Origin of the sequence: Laspinema palackyanum D2c, assembly GCF_025370875.1 — a bacterium.
Classification (GTDB): domain Bacteria; phylum Cyanobacteriota; class Cyanobacteriia; order Cyanobacteriales; family Laspinemataceae; genus Laspinema; species Laspinema palackyanum.
Genome location: NZ_JAMXFD010000012.1, coordinates 61,653 through 86,366 on the forward strand (window position 1 = coordinate 61,653; position 24,714 = coordinate 86,366).

11 protein-coding genes are annotated in these 24,714 nt (G+C 48.5%); 2 read left to right on the top strand and 9 right to left on the bottom strand.

Translation table 11 applies throughout. The annotated features are described in order from the left end of the window. The first annotated feature begins 39 nt into the window (after positions 1-39). A complete protein-coding gene (gene cheB, locus NG795_RS15375; protein WP_367289534.1) occupies positions 40-1,236 on the top strand; it encodes a chemotaxis-specific protein-glutamate methyltransferase CheB in 1,197 nt (398 codons plus the stop codon). Positions 1,237-1,702: 466 nt separating this feature from the next. Here cheB and NG795_RS15380 read toward each other — a convergent pair whose 3' ends face one another. From NG795_RS15380 to NG795_RS15400, 5 genes are all read right to left on the bottom strand, one after another. Beyond that, a complete protein-coding gene (locus NG795_RS15380) occupies positions 1,703-6,997 on the bottom strand; it encodes an AAA family ATPase (RefSeq protein WP_367289535.1) in 5,295 nt (1,764 codons plus the stop codon). A gap of 16 nt (positions 6,998-7,013) precedes the next feature. Then, entirely contained in the window at positions 7,014-8,363 is a 1,350-nt protein-coding gene (locus NG795_RS15385) for a cytochrome P450 (protein WP_367289536.1), read from the bottom strand. A 301-nt stretch (positions 8,364-8,664) separates the two neighbouring features. Continuing rightward, positions 8,665-10,905, bottom strand: coding sequence for a TOMM precursor leader peptide-binding protein (locus NG795_RS15390; protein ID WP_367289537.1), 2,241 nt, complete (start codon positions 10,903-10,905; stop codon positions 8,665-8,667). Between the two features lie 125 nt (positions 10,906-11,030). Continuing rightward, positions 11,031-11,345 (bottom strand): hypothetical protein, encoded by a 315-nt coding sequence (locus NG795_RS15395; protein ID WP_367289538.1) that lies wholly within the window; start codon positions 11,343-11,345, stop codon positions 11,031-11,033. Between the two features lie 100 nt (positions 11,346-11,445). Beyond that, positions 11,446-11,727, bottom strand: coding sequence for a hypothetical protein (locus NG795_RS15400; RefSeq protein WP_367289539.1), 282 nt, complete (start codon positions 11,725-11,727; stop codon positions 11,446-11,448). A 675-nt stretch (positions 11,728-12,402) separates the two neighbouring features. On the opposite strand from NG795_RS15400, the gene NG795_RS15405 reads away from it, so the two are divergent. Further along, positions 12,403-12,972: a Uma2 family endonuclease gene (locus tag NG795_RS15405; protein WP_367289540.1), complete on the top strand. Its 570-nt coding sequence runs from the start codon at positions 12,403-12,405 to the stop codon at positions 12,970-12,972. A gap of 20 nt (positions 12,973-12,992) precedes the next feature. Here the strand turns inward: NG795_RS15405 and NG795_RS15410 are convergent, their stop codons facing one another. The 4 genes from NG795_RS15410 to NG795_RS15425 form a co-directional block, all read right to left on the bottom strand. Continuing rightward, the gene (locus NG795_RS15410; RefSeq protein WP_367289541.1) at positions 12,993-13,487 is read right to left on the bottom strand and encodes a chemotaxis protein CheW; all 495 of its coding nucleotides are present in this window, start codon (positions 13,485-13,487) and stop codon (positions 12,993-12,995) included. A 255-nt stretch (positions 13,488-13,742) separates the two neighbouring features. Further along, positions 13,743-16,592, bottom strand: a complete 2,850-nt coding sequence (locus tag NG795_RS15415; RefSeq protein ID WP_367289542.1) for a hybrid sensor histidine kinase/response regulator — start codon at positions 16,590-16,592, stop codon at positions 13,743-13,745. A 303-nt stretch (positions 16,593-16,895) separates the two neighbouring features. Then, positions 16,896-20,579, bottom strand: a complete 3,684-nt coding sequence (locus tag NG795_RS15420; protein ID WP_367289543.1) for a methyl-accepting chemotaxis protein — start codon at positions 20,577-20,579, stop codon at positions 16,896-16,898. 325 nt (positions 20,580-20,904) lie between these two features. Beyond that, complete coding sequence (locus tag NG795_RS15425; protein WP_367289544.1) at positions 20,905-24,675, bottom strand: PAS domain S-box protein; 3,771 nt, start codon at positions 24,673-24,675, stop codon at positions 20,905-20,907. Positions 24,676-24,714 lie beyond the last annotated feature (39 nt).

Consider the following 24,714-nt stretch of genomic DNA (forward strand, 5'->3'; position numbering starts at 1 on the left):
GGTGATGGGTCCCAGGGTAAGCAGCAGCCAGAGTAAAGTATGAACAAAAAGCCGATTCGAGTTTTGCTGGTGGAGGATTCTCTAGTGGCGTTGATGATTTTTAAGCGCCTACTGGGATCAACTCCCGAGATTGAAATTGTGGGGACGGCAAGGACGGGAATTGAAGGGTTGGAGTTGATTCCCCAGGTTCATCCCCAGGTGATTTGTACCGACCTGCATATGCCGAAAATGGACGGGTTGGAGTTTACCAAAGAGGTGATGGCAAGGTTCCCCTGCCCGATTTTGGTGATCAGTTCTTCGGTACAAGCGGAGGATACTCATACGGTCTTTAATTTGCTCAAGGCAGGGGCGGTGGATGTGTTTCCCAAACCTCGACAGGGGGTGATGGGGAATTTTGAGGCGATTCGCCACGAACTGATTTCTAAGATTAAAGTGTTATCTGGGGTGACGGTGTTTACGTTGCATCGTCGGGGTGCAGAACATCGGGAGACCCGACGCGCATCCCCGGAGGTTCTTCCCCCTAAAAATGCTGGCAAAATCCTCATCCCGGAACAGAAGCGAGTTGAGCCGGTGGTTCAAACCGTGAAAATTCCCTCGTCTTACACCCCGACTCCTCGTTATCCCTCTGCGCCTGCGAGTCCGGATGCGGCGGGTTCATTTCGGGGGGTAAAAATTGTGGCGATCGGGGCTTCGACTGGAGGACCCCAAGCGTTACATACGATTTTGTCTCAACTGCCTCCGAAGTTTCCGGTGCCGGTGATTTGTGTGCAGCACATTAGTGAGGGGTTTTTGAAGGGGTTGGTGGATTGGTTGGGTTCGGAATGTCACTTGCCGGTGAAAATTGCTCCGGCTGGTGAACGACCCGAAGCGGGAATTATTTATTTTCCCCCGGAACAAAAGCATTTAGAGTTGGATAATAGCGGTCGGTTTCTGTATTCAACTCTCGGTCCAGTTTCGGGACATCGCCCTTCGGTGACGGTGACGTTTAATGCCGTGGCGAAGTTTTATCGCCGTGCCGCATTGGGAATTTTGCTCACAGGCATGGGTCGCGATGGGGCGGATGGGATGTTAGAACTCTTCAAGCAAGGGGGGGTGACGATCGCCCAAAATGAGGCCAGTTCTGTGGTGTTTGGAATGCCCCGAGAGGCGATCGCCTTAAATGCGGCGCAGTATATTCTCCCGATTACGGATATTGCTCCCCTGCTCCTCCATCGCCTGATGAGCGATCGGCATTAGGGATTCTCACTTCATAGAAGGCGATCGGGAGCAATTATGGTGATTTACCTCAAATTTAAGTACGCCTCCCTCCGGTCCCCTCCCCTGTGTCTTGGGGAGGGTTAGGGTGGGGTCCTCCTGACGTGGCCAAGCCAAGTCAGGAAGAATGATTGGGTAGAGGGTCATAGTGACGAGGCGATCGCGCGTCACGAAGAAAGAGGTTGGACCCCCCTACATACAGGCGCTTAAGCTGGAAAGAGTGCGTTATGTGGCGGTAAGCGGAGCTATCCCGTAGGGAATCGCCACATAACGCGGACCCCACCCTAACCCGGACCTTGGCAAGGGGAGGGGACCGGAGGTGCAGTTCATAGAAAGGCGAATCACCATGAACATGAAAAACGTACTCTTGTAAGCATACTCCCCATCCTCCCCATCCTCCCCATCCTCCCCATCTCCCCCATCCTCCCCATCTCCCCCATCCTCCCCATCACCGCTGCTTCATCACCACCAAAGTAATATCATCAAACACCTTCTGTTCCCCAATAAACTCCCGCACATCCTGAATCACCCCTTCTCGAATCGCCTCCACCGACTCCTGCCAATACTGCGACACCACCTCACACAATCGGTCCATCCCATAGAACTCTCCCGCCATATTTTCCGCCTCCGGTATCCCATCGGTATAAAGCACCACCCCATCCCCAGGATTTAACTCCACTTCTGCCTGAGTAATAAAATCAGAAATATCCATCTCTAATCCCACAGGAAATCCTAAATCCACCGTATCCAGTCGCTCAATTTCTCCCGTTCCCCGAACCACCAAAACCTCCTCATGTTGTCCCGTAATCCGCAACAGGCCATCGGCATAATCCAGTAACGCCAACGTCAGATTCTTATCCGTCCGCATCCGCTGCACGTTATCATGAATCATCCGGTTGATGGTATTGAGAAACTTCACATAATCCGTTTCATCATTCACCAACAAAGTCCGCACAGCAGTTTGGACCATCACCATTACCATTCCCGCTTCTAATCCATGTCCCGTGACATCCCCAATCCCGATTTTGATATGTCCCTCATGGTTCAACACATCATAATAATCTCCCCCGATTTCATCAGCCGGTTCCATAAATCCAGCGATTTCTAACCCAGGAATCGCTTGCAATTCTTCAGGGCGAGGCAACATTTTCTGTTGCAATTGGCGGGTGACATCCAGTTCTGCACTCATCCGCAGGTTGTCGGATTTGAGCATCTCATTCAAGGCGCTGATTTCTTCGTTGGCTTCCGCGAGTTGAGCAGTCCGTTCAATGACTTTATCTTCTAAGGTGCGATAGAGTTGGGCATTTTCTAAGGAAATTGCGGCTTGGGCGGAGATGACTTGTAACAGTTCAATCCGTTCTGGGGTAAATGCGCCGGTTGCTAAGTTGTTTTCCAGGTAAAGAATGCCGATGAGTTTGCCTTGGTTGACAATGGCGGCACAGAGAAGGGATTGGGTTTGCTGTTGGAGAATGTAAGGTTCTGAGGTGAAAATTCCCTCTTCGGTGGCGTTGGCAAGGATGACATTTTCCTGAGTCCGGGCGACATAATTAATGATACTTGGGGGGACAAAATTTCCGGTTTCTAGGGGGAGGGATTCCAGGATTTGGACTTCCCCATTTGGGAGTTTGGCGGCTTCAATTTTGAGTTGATTATTGTCCGATAAAATCAGCACGCCTTTTTGTGCACCGGCATTTTCTATGGCAAGATTCAGGAGTTGGGCGAGGAGTTTATTGAGTTGGATTTCGCTGGAAATCGCTTGGGAGGCTTTGAGCACCGTGGCGATATCCAGGGTTTCCCCGGAACTGCTGCCACTGGTGGAGGTGGCGGAGAGTTTGCTGCCGGTGGAGGTTCTTAACTCAATGAGTTGGGGATAGCGGGTTTCTAGGTGTTGAACTTTGGCGGTGGCCCCCCAGCGTTGATAGGCATAGTGGGCTTCTTGGAGGTAGAAGCGGGCTAAGTGAGGGATGTTGCGCGCGATGTAGAAACGGGCGGCGAGTTCGTAGGCGAGGGCTTCTTCGTTGAGGTATTCGTGTTCTTTGGCGAGGGTAATGGCGCGATCGTAGTAGTCTCGGGCATCGGAGGGGTTGCACAAGACTCGGGCGCGTTCGGCTTCGACGAGATAATATTTATGCAGGTAGTTCATGGGGGCGTGTTGCGCCCAAAGTTGCATTTTTTCCTGGTTGGCAGTGACTTTTTCCAGGATGCGCTGTTGTTCGGGTTCGGAGGACTCGGGATAGAGGGCGAGGTGGGTGAGGGAATCGTAGAAATGGAAGAGAGGAACCGGATACTGGGCGATCGCCATTCCCACATACTCTTCCCCCAAGGCTACATTTTCAGCCGCTTCTGGGAACCGTTCAAACAGGTAGCACAACATGATTTTGTTTAAATAACTCAAACAAAGCGCAATTCTATCCCCTGTTTGTTGATAAGATAACAGTTGACTCGATTCATCAAACGTATCACTATTGAGCGTCCAAGGTTCTTCAGTCGGAGTTAATAGCTTAAAACCCGATTCTCGAAACGATTCCATCCACCGTAACGATATAGCTTGCTTTAATTTGATGAGTTCATCGCTGTAAGTAGAAATTGCATTGTTGATATGAAGCAGTTCTTGGCCTGCCCAGTAGGAATGGACGCAGTACATCAACAACGCAGAACCCCCATACAGGATATCTCCGGTTTCTAATCCACTTTGATAGGCTTGTAACAATTTTTCTACGCTATGGCGGATAGGCTCCTTCCAGTGTCGAATGAACGTATTAAAAATATATAAAGTTTTGGTTTCTATCTCTTTGGTGTTTAGGCGATTCTGTAAATTCAAACCTAATAAACCAAATTCATATCCCGATTCTAAATCATTTTCTACCCCACATAAAAGTATGGCATAAGCTACATATCCTCCTGGAGATTGAGAGGTAGTACCATACTGGAGGAATAAACCAGCCATCCGGAGTAAAATGAGGGGATAAATTTCAGGAAATCCAATAGCGGCAGCGCTAGATAAACTCACAAAAACCCGAGTGGCTGCCAACTTATAAGGGTCGAGCATCGGTGGCATATCAATTAAATCGGAAATCCGCTTTCCTGCCCAAACTGATCGAGTTTCTGTCATCGCCTGCCCAATATCAGAGGGAGTGGGTTGCTCCGGAAGTGGCATTCCTAACCGTTCCAGAATTTCTAGCCCACTTTTTTTCGCTTCTCCTAGTTCATTCTGTGCAACATACCCTTGTATCTTCAGTTCATACACTTTCACGGTGTCCAAAACCGTGATAGCTTGGTGCAAAATTACTTCACTGAATTCTTCCATCAAGGCATAAGAAGCACTAAACAAGGCGGCTTCAACCGCTTCTAAATACAGGGCCAAAGTTAAATCATATTGATCTTCCCAACTGTTTTGGGGAAGTAACTCGATCGCCGTCTGGAAGTAACGTAAGGCCGATTTAAAAGCAGCCGAGGCTTTGGCTTTTTTACCAGCTCTCTCATTTAATAAAACTAACTCCTGTTGTAAGGATTCCTCAACAATGGCTTCCCGGCCCAAGTTGAGTTGATGGACGATATCAAAGATATTCTGCTCGCGGTTTTCTAAGGGGATATTTTCGAGGAATAACTGACCAATTCTTAGATGGACCGCTTGTTTATCAGTGTCCGGAATTAAAGAATAAGCCGCTTGCTGGATGCGGTCATGAGCAAATTTATACCCCACTGTTACCCCCTCTGCAATCTCGGGGATATCCAATTCCATTAGCTTATAGTCGTCCCCCAGGGGTAAAATCAAAGTCTCGGAGATGGCCTCCCATAATGCGGCTGCCGTTTCTGAACGGGATTTCTGAGAGACAAGGGCCAAAGTTTCTAGGTCAAAGCGATAGCCCATACAAGCCGCTAATTTTAAGCAAGTTTGGGTAGTTTCGGGTAGTTTTTGAACTTGCTCTACCATCAAATCCACCACATTATCTGTAATATTTTGGGCCGCTATTTGATGAATATCCCACTGCCAGCAGCGACGGTCCGAGTCAAAATTTAAGATTTTATTTTTATAAAGAGAGCTTAAAAACTGGGTGAGAAAAAATGGATTTCCCTTAGTTTTGACCTCTACTAACTCCGCCAGGGGTTGGGCAATTTCTTCCGTAGTATTTAGGGTATCGGCAACCAACTGGGTGACATCACTCAGACTCAACGGAGTCAGAAAAATTTGATTGACGATCGCTTGGTTTTTTTGAAGTTCCTCTAGGGTGAGCATCAAGGGATGTGCGGAGGAAACTTCGTTATCGCGATAGGCCCCGATGAGATATAAATACTGACTCGCCGGGGTGGTCATCAGAAGTGCTAACAATTTCAGGGAAGCGTTATCAGACCATTGCAAATCATCTAAAAAGACAACCAGGGGATGTGACGCTTGGGTAAAGACTTGGATAAAGTTTTGGAAGACTAATTTAAAGCGATTTTCCGCTTCTGTTCCCGGAAGTTCGGGGATAGGGGGTTGTTCACCAATGATGGCTTTCAGTTCGGGAATGACATCAATGATAATTTGTGCATTAGGCCCGAGTGCCGTCAGCAGTTTCTCCCGCCAAGTGGCGATTTGGGTCGCGCTTTCTGTCAGCAATTGCAAGATTAAAGACCGAAAGGCTTGCACCAGAGAAGCATAAGGAATATCCCGTTGCAGTTGGTCAAATTTGCCGGAGATAAAATAACCCCGTTGACGGGTAATCGGTTTATAAACTTCCTGGACTAAGGCTGATTTCCCAATCCCAGAATATCCCGCTACCAGCATCAGTTCAGTCTGTCCACCGCTACAAACTCGCTCAAACCCCAAGAGCAGTTCGGCGATTTTTTGCTGCCGTCCATACAGTTTTTGCGGCAATTGGAATCGGTCCGAACTATCCTGAGTCGCGAGAGGAAAAGGTTGGATTTGTTCAGTGTTTTGCCACTGGCGCAAACCTTCTTCTAAATCCCTCTTTAATCCATAAGCGGATTGATAGCGGTCTTCCGCATTTTTGGACATCAATTTTAAGATGATGTGCGAAATTGCTTCAGGAATCCCTGGATTAAGCTCATGGGGTGGAATGGGTTGTTGAGCGAGATGGGAATGCACCAGGGCCAGGGGGTCATCGCTGGGAAAGGGAACTCTGCCGGTAAGCAGTTCGTAGAAGGTCACCCCGAGGGAATAAAAATCACTGCGATAGTCTACAGTGCGATTCATCCGTCCGGTTTGTTCTGGGGCAATATAGAGGAGGGTTCCTTCTAAGAGATTCGGATTGCGAAAGGTGGGATTTTCTCGACTGAGTTGGGTGGAAATACCAAAATCGATAAGTTTGAGTTCTTGAGTTGTGGGGTTAAGAACGAGGTTGCTGGGGTTAATATCTTTGTGGATAATTTGTTGCTGATGGACGTGATCCAAGATGTCGGCAATAACAATGGCAATGGGTAAAAATTGACTCAGGGTTAGAGGTTGATTTTGAATGATTGTCTTGAGGGAAACCCCGCCAAAATCTTCAATCACCATCACCCATTGACGCTCCGACCTTTCTAAGCGATAGGCATTGATGATCCCGGGAAAATTTAGAGACCTAGTGGTTTCATACTCCCGCTTAAACTGGGCGATTTTTTCCGGGGAGGGGTAGGCTTGATTGAGCAGTTTGAGGATAACGGGTTGGTTATCGGATAGACCCACGGCGCGATAGATTCGGGAGTTGCTGCTTTCGTGGAGTAGTTCGCCGATTTGGTAGTCTAAAATTGCGATCGCCATCAGATTCTGTCCTGGTTTAGGGTCTACAGGGGATACCGACCCTCATCCAGAGTTCCCGATCCGGACGGATGGTTAACCCCGCCTTGGGTAGGATATTCCCTTCACCCTGTAATGTTAGTCGATAGCATTGAGCAATTGTAGATGAAATTAACTGAATTTGCATCAGAGAAAATTCATTGCCGATGCAAAGGCGAGGTTCTACCCCAAAGGGAAGGTAAGCATATTTAGAATGCTGGGCGTTTTCTTTCGCGAAGCGATCGGGCCAAAATCGTTCGGGATGGGGAAAATTGCGCGGGTCACGATGCAGCAGATAGGGACTCACCCAGACTTGGGTTCCGGGTTGTAAGGTATAATCCTCCAGGGGAATTTCTGCTACAATTTCGCGCACGATCGCCGAGTTGGGAGCATAAAACCGCAGGGTTTCTTTGACCAGTTTTTGTCCATACCCTAAAACCCTCAGATTCTCTGCATCCGGAAGTTTTTCTCCTAATACTCGGTCTAACTCTTCCCGAAATAGAGTCTCGATTTCTTCTACATTTTGGGAGAGAGAGTAAAATAGCCATATTAAACTGGTGGGAATGGTATGATGCCCTGCAAAAAACATCTGCAAAACTTCCCCAATGATTTCTGATGGCTCCAGGGGCGTCCCCGAGTCATCTTTAGCACTGATGAGAAATGAGAGCATATCCCCTCGGTCTTCTCCTGCGGTAAGGCACTGCTCAATCAGAGATAAAGTTGCCTCCATTTTGGGTTTAGCTCGCAACCGAGTTAAGGAAAAAATGTTAGTAATCCCCTGTCCTTGGCTGACTGTAAATGCCTCGCCCAGGGCTTCCTCCAAGGGAATCAGGCCCGCCCGTTTCTGGTTTTCAGTTGCCGATCCATAGCCTTCGAGTTCGGCATCAAATAAGACTCGGGCTGCAATCCGTGCGCTGAGAATCAGGAATTCTCGATCCAGGTTCACCCGTTCTCCCAGTTCCCACCCCGCCAGCATTTCTCGGGTACAATCCACAATAGTTTGAGCGTAAGCGGCAATCCGCTGATGGTGAAAGGCAGGCTGCATGAGACGGCGGCGCGTTTTCCAGATTTCTTTTTCTAAACTGGTTAATCCATCTCCCCAATATCCCCGATTTGATTGTTTGAGGAGTTCAGGTTTTAGCAAGTTTTGGGCATTTTTAACAAACACTTCCTGAACTAAATCGGGGTGATTAAGCAAATAAATACTATTAGACCCCATTTGGAAGAAACAAATATCACCGTAGCGGTGGGCCACGGTTTCTAAAAATCCCAGAGCATTGGCTTGAAAGTGGATGGTATTTCCCATCCCAAACAAGCCTCCATCAGGACCGGGCGGATAAGAACGGTTCATAACGAGTTCAAGGTAATACGGAATTCGGTTGTGATACTCCATACGGTACTAATAAGTCTAGAAAAACAATCGGCATCAAGCGGTATGTGTAGGGGCCTGCGCATCGAAGCCCCTACAATCCGTTTTTATAGACCTTTAAATACCGTATGGAGTATGATAGGTATTTAAAAACGAGTAGGGTGGGCACTGCCCACCTTTCCTTCCGGTGGGCAATGCCCACCCTACTTTTAACTGCCCACCTTTCCTTCCGGTGGGCAATGCCCACCCTACTTTTAACTACTACTTTTAACTACTTTCTCTCTTACAGAAACATGGCAATCGGATTTAACTGTTCTTCCGTTAGGGGTTGACCCAAGTCTCCTATATGCACGGGGACTTCATAGAGGCGACCGGGAGCAAATCGGGCCCAAAAGTGCCGCATCCCTGGAACAATGGTTTTAACGACATGGAGTCCAGTATCGGGTCGGGTTTGGTCTAACACCAGAAGAGATAATCCTTTTGAGCGCACGATTTCCCCGCAGGTGATGACATCGGCATATAAATCCTGACTGGAGAGGGAAGCATAATCCGATCGCCTTTTCTGCGGTAAGCTCGGATCCGGAGTCAGATAGGACTGATTCTCCGTGGTGGCTAGGGTCAACCACTCCAGCACTTCCCGGTCTTCGATGCGATGATCTGGGGTTTCTGCAATCAGGGTGGGTAAAAACTGATTGAGTTCGGTCAAGGCTCGCAGAATCCCTATTTGCGGATCAAAATGTGCTCCGAATGCCAGAATCACCTTTGACCCCGGTTGATCCCGGCGTGCCGAAATCGCAGCGAAAGTGGGGATATTAAAATCACTGGTGATATCTAGGACCCACAGACTGCGATCGCGGCTGTGGTAATAGTCTAAAAGGGTCTGAAAGTAAGGTTCATCAAAGCTGGCGAGGTCTACTGCTGGTTTCTTGAGTCGATTGTACCACCACAGGGCGACGCTATCTCGCTCTACCAATTCCATAAATCCTTGCAATATTGCTTCTTCTTTGCTATTTCCCGCCGCACAGCCGTTAGAATCACCCCGAGCAAAGGTGGCGTGATGTTGACGGGAATAACCGTAGAAGCAATAGGCAGTGGGGAGATAACGGGGTTCGGACTCGGTTAAAGACCAGACTGGAGTCCAGTCAATCTCTTGGGTTTCATCGAAGGGTTCGGGAACCCAGTTGAAGCGGGTTTGTTGAGCATTCAGGCGATCGCGTTCTTGATACTGGCGATCGCTAAACAGCATACAAGCGTTGGGGTGAATAGCAGTTTCCAAATCTTGATACCGGGCGCGGATCCGGGCTTCATCCCCTTGAAAAACACCGGAATACCGCTCGATCGCCTCACATAAGGCGCTGGTTTTAGCTTGAATCTCCAATTTCCCCTTACCACCGGCTAGGGTCCGCAACCCTTGCCGGAGAAAATAGAGGTTATTATCGGCTAGGGCAAAGTTATGATTCGCAATATAAGAATGCAGGGGTGACTGGTCATCTCCAGCAATCAACGAGGGTTGCAAGCTGCTAATCATGCCGGTAATCGGACTGATGTGATGCGCTAATTTCTGATAGGTTTCCTCGGGAGAGCAACTGCGATGTCCGCCATCCTCCGTAAAGGTTTTGGGGCGAGTTTGCAATTGGGGGGGCACTGACTGCTGTTTGGCAACCCAGTCAGGGTTCCCACAGGCGGGACATTGGGGCCGTTGGAGGAGGGGATGGTGCTGTTTTGCTAAGGTGAGGGCGTTGAGGGTAATCACCTCACCTTGTAGGACTGGGGGGCGATCGCAGACAATCCATTGAGCAATTGCTGTAGCAGCGACGGCAAAAGCCATTTGCACCGTGGAAGGCAAGGCCAAAAATCCGGGAGCAAAAGGACCACAACGCCCTTTCTCTTCCAGATAGGTTTCTAGTTGGCGATGTCCCCGTAATCGATGAGCTAGACAGTGCCAGCATCCCGTCTGTTTGGGGATAAAAATCGGGCCGATCCACAGTTCCTTTCCCAAAGGTTTGAGCAACAGCCAAGGACGGTTAGCAGTGAGAGCCTTTTGGCTATAGGTTTCCAGTTCCGGACGGAGGTAATCATCGGTGATCACCACTGCGCGATCGCCATCCTCCCCGATTCGCACACCGATTGCTTCCAGACTTGCTTGTAAGGGTGCGGTATCCAGGTTGGCGATGGGGATCAGCGACACCGTAGTTGCTTCCAACCGTTGGACTACAGTTCGTGAATTTATCCCGAGTCCATCCCAAAATGCTGCTTGCTGGGGTGTCAGGAGTGCAGGTTCATCCACAAGATGCCCGCCATCGCGTAACCGTTGGAGAATATAAAAGACTTCCGCAATGGATAAATGTCCATCCAGATGCTTGATAATTTCCGTTTCCGTATATTGCCCATCCAGCAGGGGGGCAATCTGGATATATGCCTCACCCCCCAACAGAAATTGTCCGGTTTCGGACAGCAAAAATACCCCTTCCGAGGGGATTATTTCATACCGATAACCGGCTTTAAACTGGGGGCGAGGAATCATAGGTTCGTCAGTGACTTCTGATGGATTGGGTCAAGGTTTGGATGCCATCGGGTTAAACGACCTCAGACCGGATGTAAGCATCCCGCATCTGCCAGTTAAACAGGAGACCATCTGTTTTAAAGGCTTTAAATGGTCAAGTAAGGAATAACGTGAGTCTGTTTTCCGCTCAGAATATCATTGATTTCTGTTTCCTTCATCGCCGTAGGACAAGGAGGGATCTCAAAGAACCGCTTGAATCGGACTTTTTGAAACAACTCAATGATTCCTAGTCGAGTAGCGTTGTTTTCATCCTCTACATTATGGGAGTTGAGAAAATCTTCAATTGCCTTGCGAGGATGTAACTCAAACTCATTTTTAAAGGTTTCGTTAGTCCAAGCATAGGCAACTATTCTTGCCCATTCTTCTAAGGAAATGTATTCTTCGGAAATTTCTAGGGACATCTAATTTTCCTCTAAATTTAAACGAACTTTCTCCAACCCCTTCTTCACTGCGACGCCCTACTCATCATGAGGTAAGCCAGTTCCCGCGTTAGATTTTTGACTAACAAAGACAGGTATAAGGCAGTGCAATTGCCGGTTCATCACCGCTGGCAATGGCTTGTATATTCGGAATATCCCCTGGATTGGGTGGAATTCGCAGCACACGAACCTGGGTCATATCTTCTGGAAAAGCACCCGGGGGAAATTTGTCCTTAAACTTTTCTATGGCTACACGGGGATGTTTTTCAAACTCATCTTTAAATTCGGTATCTTTCCAACATAAAGCCATGATCAACCCCCATTGCAAGGAGGTTAAATATTGCGGTTCCGTTTGGTTTTCCATGTTGAGTTAGGTCATAATAAGTGGTTAGACTGGCATGATTAATTAATCTTCATCCATTCTCGGCCTTGAACACTCTAGTCTGCGTTACAGAACAGGATGTTGACAAGGGAAGCACACTTAGATTCTGGGTTCATAATGATAGGTTAGCCGTGATTATATACGGAGTCAAGAGCAAAAGGTCAATTTAATTTTTATTAAGGTTGATTGACAAAGACAGTCATCTGTTGTAAGGCACTTAAAACCAAGGGACCTCGGTCTTATAGGGTAAAACTTCAGGCGTAGGATTCAGGATTTGTAACCATTTAGGGGATTGCCAAAAATAAATCATAAAACGTTCGTAGTGACTCCTTGATGGAGTCTTCTTTAAAGAAACCCCTAAAGGGGGGACGTTGAACGTTTGGAGGTTTTTTTTGAGTTCCCTTAGCTATCCTAGGGTCAGCCCAGGCAAACAACAATTTATTCCCCTGTTTAATCCAAGATTGAGCCGCTAAGGTGAGAGAGAGTGTCCCCGTTAAATTCAGGTTCCGCCGAATACGACGATAAGAACCGTTTTGCTTGCTCTCGGGAATGATAATTCGTCCCGAGGACTTCCCCTCCCCATCAACCCGGGACAAATGACCCATGACCAATGACATAAAAAATGATAAAATCAGATGAACGGTTCACGAGGTTAGCATGGGCGATCGCCAACTCAACAGTTACACCCTTCCTTCCCCTGATTTAGCACCGGAGAACGGTCTGTCTTACCCCTTTACCTCGGATCAGACTCCCGGATCGCAGCAATCTCCCACTCAGGAACGGGTTACCCAAACTCTCTCTCAGCTTTTAATCCAGCACCTGCGTGGTACGAATGCTGTTGTTTCTCTTCATCCGAGGCCGGTTTATATTGAAGCCGCATCTGCCTACTGTTATCCTGATTTAATGGTCAGCCATGACCCTCGGGATTTAGATCGCCCCCACGGACGCGATGGGGTGATTCAATATCCCTGTTTGATTATCGAGGTGATATCTCACTCGGGTTCTGCCGGTGAGAAACTGGGTCAATTTGAGCAGTATCGTCAAATTGAGACTTTAGAGGAATATGTTTGGCTTGATCCCACTCAACCTCAACTGAATTGTTGGCGTCAAATTGAACCGGGAGTTTGGGAAATCTATCGCTATGAACCCGGGGATGATGTTTATTTGGATAGCCTAAGTTTTCTAATCGAAATTGAGGCTATTTATAACCGGGCCCTGATTTCATGAGGTCATTCCTCAAACCCGTCTCAATCCAGGAGTTTATCCAAGTTCAGATAGAAGGCGACGGTACCGGCATCGGTGGTAATAATTTTTTCCACGGCTGCCGGTGCCGTATTTTTACTGTCCTTGCCTTGTCGATAGGAGATGGGAACTTCTGCAAAGTGATCTTCAGGAATATCTAAAATGGCGGGTAAATCTTGGAGGGGAATGCCGATACGATCGCCGTTGGTGAGGGTGCAGACAATTAAATAAGACCGTTCCTCCTGAGAATCCTTTGGGGTGACAAATAGCCTGGATAGATCTAATAGGGTAATCAAATCTGCATCAATTTTAACGAGGCTGCGGCCCCCTTCGAGAGTCCCCTGGGGGGTGAATTCGGTGAGGACACGCTGCACCCGTTCGATGGCGATCGCGTATGTTTCCCCTGCGACTTCAAAGAGAACGAGTTTGCGCGCGGGAGTGCGCTGAATGGTGGTCTTTTTATTGTGGAATCGGCGGCTGTACTTGGAGGGTGAAAACATAGCAGGGATGCTCCATTAGGGAAGAGTGGATTGAGAACAATTATAAGACTTAGGACGGGATGAAATATAGAGATTCTTAGTCAGGTAAGGTACAGATCCGATGGTGAGGATATGGACTTTGGAGTGCGAGCATCTTGCTCGCTATTTTTATAGCAAACTGATTTAGAGGCGCTATATCCTGCTTACGAAGGCAGAGAACGACAGCAAATCGGGAGGTTGAACGAAGAGAACGACTGAATTTGGGGCGTTGAACTGTTATAGGGTGGCTCCGACTAATTGAGCGATCGCATCTAATAATTGACGTTCATTATAAGGTTTGGTAAAGTATTGAACGGCACCCAATTCCATTGCCCGTTGACGATGTTTTGCACCGCTGCGGGAGGTCAACATCGCCACGGGAATGGTTGAAAATTGGGGATTTTCTTTGACTGCGGCGAGGAATTCAAACCCATCCATGCGGGGCATTTCAATATCTGCAATGATTAAAGCACATTTTAACCCCTGATGCAATTGTTCCAGAGCATCTTGACCATCTTTGGCCTGGGCGACGCGATAGCGAGCGCGAGTGAGGGTTAACGAGAGCATTTGGCGAATGGTATAAGAGTCATCAATCACTAGAATTTGGGGTTGAGAAGGCAGGGGGGGAAGCAGGGGGACGGGGCTGCGAGTGCCTAGGGGCAGGAAATGATTTCGTCCCAGGGTTTCATTTTGAATAACCACGGCTTTTTGGAGGTGAGGATGGAGTTGTCCAATTAAGTCATCCACATCGAGAATGTTGACGACTTCCCCATCGCCGAGAATGGTGCAACCGAGGATGCCGTTGGGTTTTGATAAGGGTTGGGGGAGGGGTTTAACCACGAGTTCCTGTTGTCCGACGAGGCGATCGACGACGATCGCCAGAATTCCCTCACTTGAGCTTAAAACCAGGACCGGCATATAGTCTTCCCCAACCGGAATCGGAGAAGGAACATCCACAGAGGACTCGTTGTAATGGAGTAAATGATTCAAGGGAACCAATCGAATATACTCGTCCCGCCACCGTAACATCGGTTGATGCATCGCCATCTGGATTTCACTGGCGTTAACGTGCAGAATCTCTTCTACGGCATCCAGGGGTAAGGCGAGGGTATGATGTTCGATCCGGACTAATAAGGCATCGGAAATCGAGAGCATCAAGGGGAGTTTAATGATAAAGGTAGTTCCCCGACCGATGCGAGAGTCTACTTTAACCGTGCCTCGCACTTGGCGCAGGTTGCTTCGCACAATATCTAAGCCTACCCCACGTCCTGATAAATCAGTGACCTCACGTTTGGTACTGAATCCGGACCAAAATAGGAAGTCGTAAAGTTCGTTGAGAGAGAGTTCTAGGGATTGTTCTTCGGAGACGAGACTTAATTCAACCAGACGGGAACGAATGGTTTCGGGGTCGATGCCTTGGCCGTCATCAGAGATGGTGATGATGGTTTGTCCCCCTTGATGGCGCGCTTCGATTTCGATTTGGCCGTTGGGGGGTTTACCGGATGCTTTGCGGTCTTCCGGGGATTCGATGCCGTGGTCGAAGGCATTTCGCACTAGATGGACCAGGGGGTCGCGCAAGGCGTGTAATAAGCTTTCATCGATTTTGGTATCTCGTCCGATGAGGAGGAGGTTGACATCTTTATGATAAGTGCGAGACATATCGCGGATGGCGCGAGGCAGGTGGTCTACGGCGCGACTGAAACTGACGACGCGCAACTGCATGACTTGAGACCGGAGGCGATCGCAAATTCGTCGGAGGCGATCGGTACTCCGGTCCAGATTGAGGGCTACTTCGTCGATTTTGGCACTGGAGTGGGCGATCGCCTGGGTGGTTTCGATGGTTTCTCGGGCTGTATCATGAAACTCCGTATAATGATCCATTTCTAGGGCGTCGAAACCCAGGGGATGAGCGGGACTTCGACCCTGATGGCTTTTTTCTCCGGCAAGACGGTCATATTCTTCCCGCAGTTGTACCCCAAATTGATTCAAATCGCGGATGTGCCGTCTCAGACGTTTGACTTCCCCGCGCAGTTGAGTTTCCTGCACTTCTAAATGGGTGCGACTGATCACTAATTCTCCCACGAGGTCCACCAGTTCAGTGAGGCGATCGAGTTCCACCCGGATGGTGGGTTTGACTCCGGATTCACTGGGGGAGGAAGTCGGGAGTAGGGAGGGGTCGGCAGGAGGCGCACTCGGGGGACTGTCCGAGGGGAGGATCTCCGTGGGAGAAGGGACTGGAGAAATTGCTACATCCGGGTTAGGATGGGGAATATCCATCGGTTGTAAGACGATGGGTAATTCTTGTAATACTTGTTCCCGGAGGGTTTCTAAATTTTGGGCAATTATCCAGCCCACTTTCTTCAGGTCTTCTCCGGATAAATTGGGGGTATCCACAGCGGTCCGCAGAGATTCGGCAATTTCCCCCAGTTCCGGGACTTCCAACATACCGGCTAATCCCGAAAGCTGATAATAAATTTCATTAAAAACCTGATAAGATTTCTCTAAATTGTCCTCTTGCATTTGCGAGAGTTCAGTTTCTAGTCGGTTAAAGATGGGGGGTAAATCTTGTTTAAAAATGGTCTGAATTACCCCGGTATTGGCGGGATGTTTTTGCATCCATTCGGCGGGTTCTTTTAATCCACCACATTCGGCTTCTAACTCTTCTTTGATGAGGGCGATCGCCTCCAAATCCGCCTGGAAATCTTTCGGGTCTTCTGTTTGCTTTTCCCGGACTAATGCCGTAGATTGGGCGGTGAGTTTTTTTAATAAGTCAACCCCTTGGAGGAGTTGAGTAATGGAACGGCTACTTAGGGGAGTATCTTCCGGGCGATCGCGCAAAATTGCAAAACAATCTTCTATCCGGTGTGCGGCAGTCGAAAGCGACTGAAAACCAAACATCAACGCCGAACCCTTAATCGAATGGGCGGCCCGAAACATTTCCTTAATGGTGCTTTTTCGCGCTTCTGCGGTCTCAATTTGTTCCATCGCCAACAACTGAGTTTCTAACGCCTGTAAAAACTCATCGGTTTCCGCGATAAATGCCCCCAGAAGTTCTTGAATATCGTTAAAGTCCATTAATGATGACATGGTGGTTCAGAGTAGAAGTGTCCGTGACCAAATTCGATGAAACCGCACGCAGGTTCAACGCTTCCTGTGTCCCGATTCGTTGACTATCAGTTTGTAGTAACCCCTTCATGGGTTATTTTAAGATAACTCAATCAAAGAGTCACTCCCAACAGTTTGTAGTAACCCCTTCATGGGTTATTTTAAGATAACTCAATCAAAGAGTCACTACCAACAGTTTGTAGTAACCCCTTCAAGGGTTATTTTAAGATAACTCAATCAAAGAGTCACTACCAACAGTTTAAGAATTTTAGCGTTTTAAATTCCCTAACTGCGGAAATTAGAAACCGAGTCCTGAAGCTGAGTGACTGCGATCGCCAGTCCATCTAAAGACTGACGAACTTGCAAAGATTTTTCTGCCGTTGTGGTAGAAATTGAACTCACTTTTTGCATCACTCCCGCAATTTCCGAAGCATTTTCGGTTTGATTATTCGCGGCCCGGGTGATATTTTGAACCAGGGCATTCATCTGGCGACTGACTTCAATAATGGCAACTAAATGATGTTTCGCTTCAGCAGCTAATTTAGTTCCCGCGACTACCTCCTGAGTGCCTGCTTCCATTGCTTCGGTGACCCGTCCGATTTCGCTTCTAATTTGTTCGACAATTTCGGAAATTTCCTCCGTGGCTGAACCCGAGCGATCGGCTAATTTGCGGATTTCTTCGGCAACTACGGCAAACCCTAACCCCTGTTCTCCGGCGCGGGCCGCTTCAATGGTAGCATTCAGGGCCAATAGGTTGGTCTGAGCCGCAATTTGAGAAATTGACGTCACAATTTTACCAATTTGTTGAGAGCTTTCTCCCAACCGTTTAATCATTTTCCCGGTTTGTGAAATGGTTTGACGCAGTTCATTAATGCCTTCAACCGCCCGGTCTACGGATTGGCCTCCCACCTCCGCAGTTTCGGCGGCTTGATGGGCGACCTTTTCTGCTTTTTGAGCCACGGTACAGATATCTTGAATTGAGTTAGCCATGCGCTCAATTTGGCGCAAGGAGAACTCAACTTGTTGAGCTTGTTCTCCGGCCCGTTCTGTTAAATCTTGAGTATTGGCGATGGATTCACGGGTGGCGCTACGGACTTCCGTGGCGAGTTCTTGAATCCCGGTTACGACTTTTTTGAGGGAAGAAACCAAAAAATTAAAGGAGTCGGCTAAAGCCCCGAGAACACTATTATTAACTTCGGCGCGCACGGTTAAATCTCCTTTAGCGGCCCCTTTGATTTCCATTAACAGTTTGAGAACCTGTTGAGTCAGTTCATCGGCTTCAAATTTGCGGTCTTGGGCGAATTTTTCCAACTCGTCGGCGACTTTTTTGCGCTCGGTGATATCAAACCGGATGCCAATATATTTGACAACTTTACCCTGAGCATCAAAAATGGGAGAAATGGTGGTATCTACCCAATAATATGTGCCATTTTTGCACTGGTTTCTGAGTTCTCCTTTCCAGACGCGACCGTTACTGATAGTTTTCCACATCTCCTCAAAGAGGGCTTTGGGATGATATCCGGAGTTAATCATCCGATGATTTCTGCCCAGGAGTTCGCCGCGAGAGTATCCAGAGATTTCGCAGAATTTATCATTGACAAAGGTAATGTTGCCTTCGCTGTCGGTTTCACTGACGATCGCTGCTTCATCGAGGGCATTTTGACGAGTTTTGAGTTCTTGAAGCAGTTGAGCTTGTTCGGCCGCCAGGACTCGAAATTGTTCCTCGGTTTGTTTGAGGGGGGTGATATCATGAGCAACGGCATAAAGCAGTTGCTGTTCTGTAGAAGGATTAGCACTCCAAGCTAACCATTTATAAGAGCCATCTTTACAGCGATAGCGATTTTCAAAATAGAGGGTTTCTATGCCGGTAGTCAGTTTTTGGGTTTCGGCAATGGTGGCTTCAATGTCATCGGGATGAACAAAGTCCATAAACGATTGACCGATGAGTTCCTGTTCACTGTAGCCGAGGATACTGGTCCAAGCGGGATTAACCCGCTGGAACGAGGAGTCAAAGCCGAAGATACTCAGCAAATCTAGGGAAATGGTAAAGAATTGATCGCAGGTGACTTGGGCTAATTTGCGATCGGTAATATCAGTATAAACCCCTAACCATTCGCGAATACTGCCATCGGTGGTATTGAGAATGGGAACCGCACGAACACTCATATATCGATACTCGCCATCGTGACGGCGCAGACGCTGTTCAATTTCATAGAGCACGCGATTTTGAACCGCGTGGTCCCAGGCTTGGGCCGTCTGTTGACGCTCATCGGGATGAACCGCATTGAGCCATCCTCGACCCTTGAGTTGGTCGAAGGTTTGGCCGGTGAAGCTAGTCCAAGCCGGTTGTTCCGTGACGAATTCGCCATCGGCAGCGGTGTTCCAGATGATTTGAGAGGTGGCTTCAATCAGGGAACGGAAGCGCGCTTCGGAAGTTTGGAGGGCTTTTTCGGCTTGTTTGCGATCGCTGATGTCGATGCCCATTTCCAGGACCAGCCGTTTCCCATCCACATCGTTACAGGGGTAATCATATATTTGGTAGGTGCGCCCGGTGTTAGGGTCTTGCCATTCCCACTGCTGCGGCTGTTTGGTTTCAAAGACTTGGGTGCGAATCTCGGAGTGCAGTTTGCCACCGGGGTTCAAGAGAGTGGCAGCAGAACCCGGGTCCCCAAAGAACTCGACAAATTGGCGGTTGGCTAACTGGACGGTATTGCTGCGATCGACCAGGTAGAGGAAGGCGGGAATCCCATCAAACAGGGTGGTGAGTCGCTGGCGTTCCGCTTCTAATGCCTTCTCAATGGCTTTGCGATCGCTGATATCCCGGACTAAAGCCAGCAGGAGGGTTTCTCCCAGGCGGGAAAATTTGCCCAGGCGGATTTCTACGGGGAAGGTACTGCCATCGGCACGTCGGTGGAGACTTTCCAGGGTGAGGGCTTCGCTAGGATGTAACTGGGCCACAGCGAGGGTGCGTTCCTCACTGCGAAATCGCGGTTCGATCGCCTCTAAATTCAAGGTCAGGAGTTGATTCTGGCTATATCCTAAGCTCTGGCAAGCCCGCTGATTGACCGCTAAGATTTTGCCATCTAAGGTGGTCAAGAAGAAGGCATCAGCCGCATTTTCCACCAACTGCCGGAACCGTTCTTCACTCTCAGCGAGGGCGTTTTCTTGTTGTTGGCGATCGCTGATATCCCGAATCACCGTAGAAATACAATCAATTTCCCCGTTGTCTTCTATGTGGGCGACGAGCACTTGGGAGGCGGGAAATAATTCCCCATTGAGGCGTTTCATCAGGATTTCCCCAGTCCAGACCCCCTCAGCAATGGTTGTGGCGATCGCCTGTTCTAATTTCTGGCGATCGGGTCCGTCTTTAACAAAATCAAAAGCGGTGAAATCCGAGGCGGGTTGAGCTTCTGGAATCCCCGTCATTTTGCGGGAGGCTCGGTTCAGGTAACTGACCTTACCCTGACTGTCGCAGACGCCGACAAAATCGGGGGTATTTTCAATAATCCGCGCCAGTCGTTTCAGGGCCGCTTCGGCTTGTTGGCGTTCTTTAATTTCCCCTTCCAGGGCTTGATTAGCCTGCTCTAGGGCAGCTTTCGCACTGGGTAGGGCCAGGGCTGCCGGTAGCGTCGGGACCATTTCGAGGGCCGTTAATAGGGAAATACCAGCGGTGAGGGCTTTGATACTCCCGGAAACCCAATAGTCTGGACGCCAAAGGGTCCAGACTTCCATCACATGGGTGAATCCACAAGTAATAATAAAGGCCGCAAATAACAGAAAAATCCGACTAAAGGGTAAATCCGGGCGTTGCAAGACGAAATAAATCAACATCCCCACAATCGAAAAATAGGCCACGGCGATCGCCAGGTCGGATCCGGCGTGCAGCCACACTAAAACTGGATTCCACAGGTAACAATGACCGTGGGGAATAAAATTTGCCGTGAGGAGGATGGATAAGGGTTCCAACATACAGGGTGCGTCAATCAGTAACGGCGTTTAGGGGGGTCAGAATCACAGAGAGAATAGAGAGGAGGGGCCGTATATCAACTGCCCCACCTCCCGAGCACAGACCTTCTCCAAATGGGGGGGTCCTAGACATCGGTATCGTACAGGGAAGATCAACTGGGTTTCTTGAAAAGCTTTCTAAATCAATTGCCACCCATTGAAAACAGCAACCCGGTTTTTAGTCTGCTTAAGTTGAAACTGTAGATGCCCTGGGAAAATTATCTCCTTGAGGAGAAAAAGCATACAGAACCAAAAACCCTATCCGGTTGAGTTTTGGTTTACTCCTGGGCTAACTTCGGAAATGGGCCACAGATTGCTGAAGACTCTCCACTGAGACTGCCAAGCCATCTAGGGAATTTTGAACCTGGACTGATTTTTCTGCCGTATTTCCAGAAATGGCACTAACGGCACGAATCATACTCACAATCTCCGTAGCACTATTTGTCTGCTTCGTTGCTGCGAGGGTAATATTTTCCACCAGAGCATTCATTTCCCCACTGACTTGGATGATCTCAATTAAATGGGTCTTGGCTTCTGCGGCCAGTTTAGTTCCGATCGCCACTTCCTGAGTGCCTGCTTCCATCGCTACAATCGCCCGTCCAATTTCACTCCTGATCTGTTCGACGATTTCGGAAATTTCCTCCGTTGCCAATCCTGAGCGATCGGCTAACTTGCGGATTTCTTCAGCGACAACAGCAAAACCCAGCCCTTGCTCTCCGGCTCTGGCCGCTTCAATCGTAGCATTAAGTGCCAATAAATTGGTTTGAGCCGCAATTTGGGAAATGGAAGTCACAATTTTGCCAATCTGCCCGGAACTGTCCCCTAACCGTTCGATGGTTTTCCCCGTTTGAGAAAGGGTTTGTCGCAGTTTGTTAATTGCCTCCACCGCCCGATCCACCGACTCCCCACCCACTTGGGCTTTTTCGGCAGATTGTTGGGCCACATTTTCCGCTTGTTGAGACAGGGCAAACACTTCTTCAATCGAGTTGACAATCTTCTGAATTTTCTGGATTGTCTCCTCAATTTTTTGGGCTTGTTCTTGGGCTTGGTGGGCCAACTCTTGAGTATTGGAAATCGATTCCCCGGTGGCAGTATTGGCTTCCGTTGCCAGGTGTTGAACTCCTTTGACCACTTTTCGTAAGGAGGAAATCAAAAAGTTAAAGGAGTCAGCTAAAGCCCCGAGAATGTCGTTGGTGACTGCCGCCCGCACGGTTAAATCCCCCTTCGCTGCCCCTTTAATTTGTTCCAACATTTTCAGCACCTGTTGCGTCAGGGAATCCATCTCCGCTTGCCGTTGAGCGGACATGATTTCTAGGTCCGCGATTAACTGGGTCTTGGACGCTTCTGCACCAATGCGATCGCCCACTTCTTGTTGTAGTTTCTCGTTGATTTCCTGCAACTCCTGGGTGCGCTGGGCGACTCGATTTTCTAAATCGGTGGCTAACTGTTCTAGGGCTTCTTGATTCCGCCGTTGTTCGGTCACATCTCGGGTAATTTTAGAGAATCCCTGCAACTCTCCTTGGGCGTCCCGTAAAGGGGTAATAATCACATTGGCCCAAAATTGACTCCCATCTTTTTTGACCCGATACCCTTCATCTTCAAATCGTCCCTCGGTTTGGGCCGCTTTGAGTTCGGCTTCCGGTTTGCCACTGGCGCGGTCCTCTAGGGTATAAAACCTCTGGAAAGGCTGACCTAGAATTTCTGGAGCACGATATCCTTTAATTCTTTGCGCCCCCATATTCCAACTGGCCACTCGACCCGCTACATCCAATCGAATAATGGCATAATCCTTGACACTCTCTACCAAAGAACGAAACCCTTCGTCACTTTCTCGGCGCGCTTCTTCCGCTTGTTTGCGTTCGGTAATATCTAACCCCGAGGCAATATATCCGAAAAAATTGCCCTCGCTATCAAACCGAGGCAATCCACTCATCCAACTCCAACAATACTCCCCATCCCAGCGTTTGAATCGCACTTCTAATTGGAAGGGTTGCCGCTGCTCAAATGCGGTTTGATAAATATTAACGTATCGGTCTCTATCCTCAGGATGCAAAATTTGCATCCAGCCATAACCGAGGTCTTTTTCTAACGGTCGTCCAGTAAACTCGACCCACCGTTTGTTAAAATAGCTCACCTGTTTATCGGGCCCGGCAATCCAAATGATGGCCGGAACTGTATCCGCCATCAACCGAAATTGTTGTTCACTTTCTTGTAAAGCGCGTTCGGCTTGTTTGCGTTCGGTGATGTCCAAGGCGATCGCCACACAGGAGAGTTTATGAGTCTGTTGAATGAGTTGAATATACATCTCAATCGGATAGATACTCCCATCTGCTCGGCGATGCATTGCTTCAAACCGAATTCTCTGTTCGCGGCCCTCTAATAAGGGAGCCAAAGCAGTTTTAGCTTCCCCTAGATTCACCACTGCTGGATTGATATCCAGTGCTGTTTTTTTAAGGATTTCCTCCTGAGAATACCCCAAATTCAGACAGGCTCCTTTGTTTACATATTCAAAGCCCAGGGTATCCACATCAAAAACATAAATCTCGTTCAGACTAGACTCGACGAGATTAAACAACCGCATCCGTTCTTGTTCAGATTGGACCCGTTCCGTAATCACTTCGGTCAACAGCATAATGCCGCCGATTTCTCCGGTGCGATCGCGCCAGGGATACATCTCCCATTTCACCCAATCGATGCTCCCATCTACCCGGGTATAACCTTCCGCGTCACAGCTAAAGGATTCTCCTCCTAAGACGCGCCGGAGCATATCTTTCACATGATCCGGCAGTTCCGGAAATAGCTCGTGGTGCGATCGCCCAATAATGTTTTTAACCCTCTGAAAGTCTTCTCTCTTATCCAGTTTATAATCTTTAACCCACCGTTCGGAGGCGACTACATAGCACATTTGGCGATCGAGCATCGCCACTGCTGCCGGAAGATGTTCCAGAAATAATTTGAATTCTTCTTCCCGTTGGTGCAATTCCGTTTCCAACTTCCAGCAACGGCTGACATCTCGCACACTCACCCAAATCACCTCACGGTTATCTACAAGGGTGAGCGGTTTTCCCGAAATTTCCAGTTCCAATACGCTACCCCCTTTCGGTTTGAGGGCTTTCCATCTTAACGAGCCTCCCTCGCTCACTGCCGCTTCAAAATCAGCCTGAGATTGCCCGAAACTGGATAACTGGTTAAAAAAGTTTTTGCCTCGGAGTTGGGTCCGTTCCATGCCGTACAATTGACCGGCTTTTTCATTGGCATCTAAAATCGTTCCATCCCGTTGCTGAATCAAAATTCCCTCATTAATTTGATTCATAAAATCCGGGAAATCCGAGGCAATTGCTTCGGTATATCCCGAAATTTTTTCATAGGTTGAAATGATTCCCACTGGCTTTCCCTGGGGAGTTTTAACCGGCCATTGATGAATTTTCCAAAGCGATTCTGACCCCTCGCCTGGGTGGGGATTCGGCACTTGTACTAACAGGGTTTGTGAATCCTCTGGGTTAATTTTCACCCAATTTTTCAACAGCTTACCCCCCCAAGAGAGTGCGCCCTCAGTTTTGCCGATGATTTGTGCTGGAGATGCCACACCCACTTGTTCCGCAAAGCGCTGATTTCCCCCCAGGTAAACTCCTTGGTAATCTTGCCAAGATACCGCCCAAGGTAAGCAGTCCAGGGCCATTTGTAGGAATGAACCGCTCGCAAAGATTCCACTGCCGAGGGTTTCCCGGATGCCTTGACGGTAAGTGAATAGGGCAAGCATCAAGGCGATCGCACTCGCGCTTTCCAAAGCATAGCTTAGGGTTTCCCCAAGGGTTGAAACCGGAAGGGCGGCTGTGGAGAATAGATGGAAGAAGCGACTCCCGGTGGCGACTGCTAAAAAAGCACTCACTATCCATAAGAAACGGCAATGCAGACGAAACACTGTGATTTGCAGGAGGATTAAAGTCATCCCCAAATAGGACAGTGCAATGATCCATTCTGCCCCATTCTGCATCCCTACCCAATTCGTATCGCTCCCGATGGCAAAATACAGTTGAGAACCTATCCCATTTATTAACATAATTCCCCCTCAAAGTAAAACGAAATTTGCCCGAGGTTA

What these genes read in the sequence shown, in the direction of transcription:
- NG795_RS15400 (WP_367289539.1), bottom strand. Translation starts at nt 11,727, where the DNA reads ATGGAAAACCAAACGGAACCGCAATATTTAACCTCCTTGCAATGGGGG.
- NG795_RS15420 (WP_367289543.1), bottom strand. Translation starts at nt 20,579, where the DNA reads ATGTTGGAACCCTTATCCATCCTCCTCACGGCAAATTTTATTCCCCAC.
- NG795_RS15410 (WP_367289541.1), bottom strand. Translation starts at nt 13,487, where the DNA reads ATGTTTTCACCCTCCAAGTACAGCCGCCGATTCCACAATAAAAAGACC.
- NG795_RS15425 (WP_367289544.1), bottom strand. Translation starts at nt 24,675, where the DNA reads ATGTTAATAAATGGGATAGGTTCTCAACTGTATTTTGCCATCGGGAGC.
- NG795_RS15395 (WP_367289538.1), bottom strand. Translation starts at nt 11,345, where the DNA reads ATGTCCCTAGAAATTTCCGAAGAATACATTTCCTTAGAAGAATGGGCA.
- NG795_RS15415 (WP_367289542.1), bottom strand. Translation starts at nt 16,592, where the DNA reads ATGTCATCATTAATGGACTTTAACGATATTCAAGAACTTCTGGGGGCA.
- NG795_RS15390 (WP_367289537.1), bottom strand. Translation starts at nt 10,905, where the DNA reads ATGATTCCTCGCCCCCAGTTTAAAGCCGGTTATCGGTATGAAATAATC.
- NG795_RS15380 (WP_367289535.1), bottom strand. Translation starts at nt 6,997, where the DNA reads ATGGCGATCGCAATTTTAGACTACCAAATCGGCGAACTACTCCACGAA.
- NG795_RS15405 (WP_367289540.1), top strand. Translation starts at nt 12,403, where the DNA reads ATGGGCGATCGCCAACTCAACAGTTACACCCTTCCTTCCCCTGATTTA.
- cheB (WP_367289534.1), top strand. Translation starts at nt 40, where the DNA reads ATGAACAAAAAGCCGATTCGAGTTTTGCTGGTGGAGGATTCTCTAGTG.
- NG795_RS15385 (WP_367289536.1), bottom strand. Translation starts at nt 8,363, where the DNA reads ATGAACCGTTCTTATCCGCCCGGTCCTGATGGAGGCTTGTTTGGGATG.